Below are 4,381 nucleotides of genomic sequence, written 5' to 3' on the forward strand. Positions count from 1 at the left end.
GCTCAACACCAACAGATGCTGCAATGGCTTTTAGGCCTGCTGGCCCGCCACCGTAATTTTCAATTAAGATACGAAGAATTTTCCTGTCCATTTCATCCAGACCTTCTGCGTCAATGCCCATAACTTCCATTGCCCTGGTAACCATTTCCACAGTTATTTTGTTAGAACCATCAACAGTAGCAAAATCTCTTACCCGTCTCAACAAGCGATTTGCAATCCTTGGAGTTCCTCTGGATCGCATAGCGAGGAGCTTTGTAGCTTTGCCTTCGATTCCCACATCGAGTAACTTTGCTGATCTTTCTATGATCTCTTCAAGCTCCAATATTTGGTAAAACTCCATTTCAAGAACCATGCCAAACCTGTTACGCAGGGGAGCGCCAATTAAACCAGACCTTGTTGTAGCCCCAACAAGGGTAAAAGGGTTTATGTCTAGCCTGATAGAACGTGCACTGGGCCCTTTGCCTATCATAATATCCAACTGGAAATCTTCCATAGCGGAATAGAGTATTTCTTCGATCGCTCGGCCCAGCCTGTGTATCTCGTCGATGAAAAGCACATCTCCATGCTCAAGGCCGGTTAGAATAGCCGCGAGATCACCCTGCTTTTCAATAACCGGACCGCTGGTAATGTAAATGTTAGTGCCCATTTCGTTTGCTATTATATGCGATAGTGTGGTTTTGCCAAGACCCGGTGGACCTGCAAGCAACACATGATCTAAAGGCTCCCGCCTAACACGAGCAGCTTCTATGGCTATTTGAAGTCTTTCTTTTACGTTTTTTTGACCAATATATTCTTCAAGAGAAGTCGGACGAAGACTTTTTATTACAAAGTCCTCTTTCAATTCACCCGGAGACAAAAAGCGTTCATTGTCAAGTTCCATAGCACTCACCTAAGGATGAATCCTGTAAAGAGTTCTTGCAAAAGGAATTGCCTCTCTTACATGCTCAAGACCACATATCCACGCGACAACGCGTTCAACACCCATGCCAAAGCCGCTGTGAGGAACTGTGCCAAATTCCCGCAGGTCTAAATACCAGTCGTATGTATTCAGGTCGAGACCGAATTCTTTAATCCTCTCAACTAACACTTCCTTTTGCCAGATTCTTTCAGAAGCGCCTATAATTTCCCCGTAGCCTTCCGGCGCGAGCATATCATCACACAACACAACATCGGGGTTTTCCGGATCAGGCTGCATATAAAAAGCCTTCATTTTTCTGGGATATTTCTCCACAACAACAGGTTTGTCAAATTCTTCTGCAATAGCCGTTTCTTCATCTCCACCGATGTCGTCGCCCCATGATGTACTAAATCCTTTTTTCTGCAAGAGCTTGATCGCATCTGTGTAAGTGATTCGCGGAAAAGGAGGGACAATTTTTTCAAGCCTTTTAGTGTCTCTTTTCAAAGCCCTGAGATGATCTTCCGCATTTTCAAGGATTTTTCTTACCACATAGGAAACGAGTTCTTCCTGTAATTTGATATTATCTTCATGCTGATAATAAGCAACTTCAGCTTCATTCATCCAGAATTCAATAAGGTGCCTTCGTGTCTTTGATTTTTCAGCCCGGAATGTTGGCCCAAGGTTGTAAACTTTTCCAAGAGCCATACAGGCCGCTTCGAGGTACAGCTGCCCGGTCTGAGCTAAGTATGCTTTCCCGTAATCAAAATAATCGAGTTCAAAGAGGTTACCAGCACTTTCGCCAATAGAACCTGTGAAAATCGGTGTATCGACAAGCACGAAGCCTCTCTCGTTGTAGAATTCCCTTATTGACTTTATAATCTCATGTCTTACCCTCAATATATGAAATTGCCTTTGGGTACGTAACCATAAGTGCCTGTGGTCCATAAGGAAATCAATGCCGTGATCGGGCTTATTAATGGGGAATTCTTTATTTGGAATGGATATCACTTCAATATCCTTTACTAAAAGCTCAACACCACCAGGAGCGCGCTCTTCACGCTTCACAGTACCTCTGACGATGATGCTCGATTCCATTTTTAACTTTTTGGCTATGTTAAAGAGTTCCTCGGGAACAGAGGATTTTTCCACGATTCCCTGCACAAACCCGGTTCCATCTCTCAAAGAAAGAAAATGTATTTTGCCACTTGATCTTTTTCTGCGTAACCATCCTCTTACTTCGACGTCTTCACCAACGTGTTTTCTCAATTGAGCTATGTAAATCCAGTCCATTTGGCCACCTCCAGCTTCTTATCTTCTAGTCGATTATATCAAAAAAAGAAACCCGGAGCAGAAACCCCGGGTTTCTTTACTTATTCAATGAATTATGGCTTTACAAAATACAGGACAACACCTACAATGCCAAGAATAATGCCAGCGGTCCCAACATAAATCGCCATTACGGCGTTGTCGTTGGCACGTTGTACGCTTTCCTTTGTAGGAACATTGAGCAATTCCGATTCAAGATTTGTTACCTTCGATTTAATTGCCGAAACTTCTTCATTCAAAACTTCGGTATCGCTGGCAGTCTTTGTAAGGGTTGCATGGTCATTTTCAACAACGGTTTTTACGTCAGAGAGCGCGATTTCGACGGCTCCTAACTTGTCTTGAAGGTTTGCAACATCTGTCATGAGGTTTTCAAAATAGCTGAAATTTTCTCCCAGCTTATCTGTTAAGTTACTTTCCAGATCGTTAAGAGCTTCTTCAATTTCAGCATTTTTGCTTTCCAGTGAATTAAGCCTCTCGCCGCTTGAGACGCTGAACTCATCATAATTTGCTTTTAAGGCATCGAAGTTGCTCTTCAAATTCAGCAAATCGGCAGATACCTTTGAATAGTTGATCTGCAAGCCAGAGACATCGTCTTTAATTGACTTAAAAGAATCAAATTTGTTATCAAGAATGTTTACACTCTTTGATAATTCATCGTATCGGGTGTTCAGGTCGTTCTTAACGCTGTTTATTTCAGAAACGAGCTCATTATTCTTTGATATGAAATCTTCTTTTGTCTTAGTCAGTTCATCAATACCGACATACAACTTCAATGCACTGCTCAAATCAGATCTCGTAATCAAATCAGAAAGGTTCAACTCAATTGCATTCAAATCGTCTTTTGTTGCAACACCCTCAAATTTGTTGTCAACATAGGCTTTTATGTTTTCACCCATTTTTTGTACTTCACTATCCACATAATCTCTTGTTACATAAGCAGTGATGTTATCTTCGAGAGTTCCAACTTTCGTCATGAGTTTATCAAGATCACTGACAATACCGGATTTGAAAGTTTCAAAATCCGATGCAAAATCTGCTTCACTGGCTTCAAAAGAAGATAACCTTGCTCTTAATGCATCGACATCGCTTGATAGAACGTCCAACTCCTCTTTTGCGACTCTTAAGTTTTCGCCAAGTGTTTTCAATGATGCACCCTGCCCGGAAACGAGGTTTTCGAGAGAACCGAGTTTTTCATTCAACCCGAGAATTCCCTTCTCGACAGAGCCAAGCCTTGAAGTTACTTTCATTAATCCACTTTCAAAAGCTGTGGAACTCGCACTTAAAGAATTTATGTCAGATCTAACATAGGAAATGTTCTCAGAAATTGTTTTAATCTTGTTCAGAATATCCTGCACAGCGGTCTGTGGAAGCGGAACGCTTTCTTCAAGCCGTTTGTTTTCAAGCGTTGCGACTTTCGATTGAAGCTCCTTGATGATCTCAAGAATTTCGCTTAGCTGAATGATATTCCCTGCATCATCTTTTATAGCCATTTCAAGCCTGTTTAAAGTTTCCGTAAGTCCTTCGGGAATGTTCGTGGCGGTTTCTACGCCGATTTTTTGATAGTTTTCGTCGATGTATTTCAACAACTTTCCAATGAGAACAGCTGTCTGATATCTATTCAATGGATCTGCCCCTTTGTAGTACAGCTTACCATCAACCTTGATACCACTGAGAATCCCGAGTTCTGTTAAATTAACTATGTCACCGTAAGCCCAGTGTCCCGGAGAAACGTCTTCATACTGCACCACAGCCAAAATCTGAACCGTGAAAAGCAACAAAAGCCCTAACAACAATCCTTTCATCATCCTTTTCATACATTCACCTCCCTTAAAACTACTTAACGATAAAATTCTATCACAAAATTCCCACACAATTTGAGTTACATGGTAATATTTAACAGCAGGAGGTGTTTGTGTTGGAAAAGAGAACGCATAATTGTGGCGAACTCAGAAAAGAAGATGCCGGAAAAGAGGTTGTGCTAAACGGTTGGGTAGATCGCATAAGGGATCTCGGAGGCATTAAGTTTATTTTGCTTCGCGATAGATACGGTTTTACGCAGGTGGTTTTTGACCCGGAATTAGATGACCTTTACAAAAAAGCACTCACATTGTCACCAGAATATGTGGTTTCTGTAAAGGGGAAAGTAGTTAAAAGGCC

At 41.6% G+C, this 4,381-nt stretch carries 4 protein-coding genes; 1 reads left to right on the plus strand and 3 read right to left on the minus strand.

Annotated elements, in window-relative coordinates:
- From ruvB to AC3LHT_RS03260, 3 genes are all read right to left on the minus strand, one after another.
- Positions 1–880 (minus strand): Holliday junction branch migration DNA helicase RuvB (gene ruvB / locus AC3LHT_RS03250; RefSeq protein ID WP_488661969.1); only part of this gene is annotated, 880 nt, incomplete at its 3' end.
- 9 nt (positions 881–889) lie between these two features.
- Entirely contained in the window at positions 890–2,188 is a 1,299-nt protein-coding gene (gene asnS / locus AC3LHT_RS03255; protein ID WP_290646554.1) for an asparagine--tRNA ligase, read from the minus strand.
- Positions 2,189–2,280: 92 nt separating this feature from the next.
- Positions 2,281–4,038 carry a hypothetical protein gene (locus AC3LHT_RS03260; protein ID WP_488661970.1) on the minus strand — a complete coding sequence of 586 codons (1,758 nt, stop codon included), beginning with the start codon at positions 4,036–4,038 and terminating at the stop codon, positions 2,281–2,283.
- A 98-nt stretch (positions 4,039–4,136) separates the two neighbouring features.
- Between AC3LHT_RS03260 and AC3LHT_RS03265 the strand changes: the two genes are divergently transcribed.
- Positions 4,137–4,381, plus strand: a 245-nt coding sequence (locus AC3LHT_RS03265; RefSeq protein ID WP_488661971.1) for an OB-fold nucleic acid binding domain-containing protein, incomplete at its 3' end; no start/stop codon positions are given.

The organism is Kosmotoga sp., assembly GCF_982836095.1.

What these genes read in the sequence shown, in the direction of transcription:
- asnS (WP_290646554.1), bottom strand. Translation starts at nt 2,188, where the DNA reads ATGGACTGGATTTACATAGCTCAATTGAGAAAACACGTTGGTGAAGAC.
- AC3LHT_RS03260 (WP_488661970.1), bottom strand. Translation starts at nt 4,038, where the DNA reads ATGAAAAGGATGATGAAAGGATTGTTGTTAGGGCTTTTGTTGCTTTTC.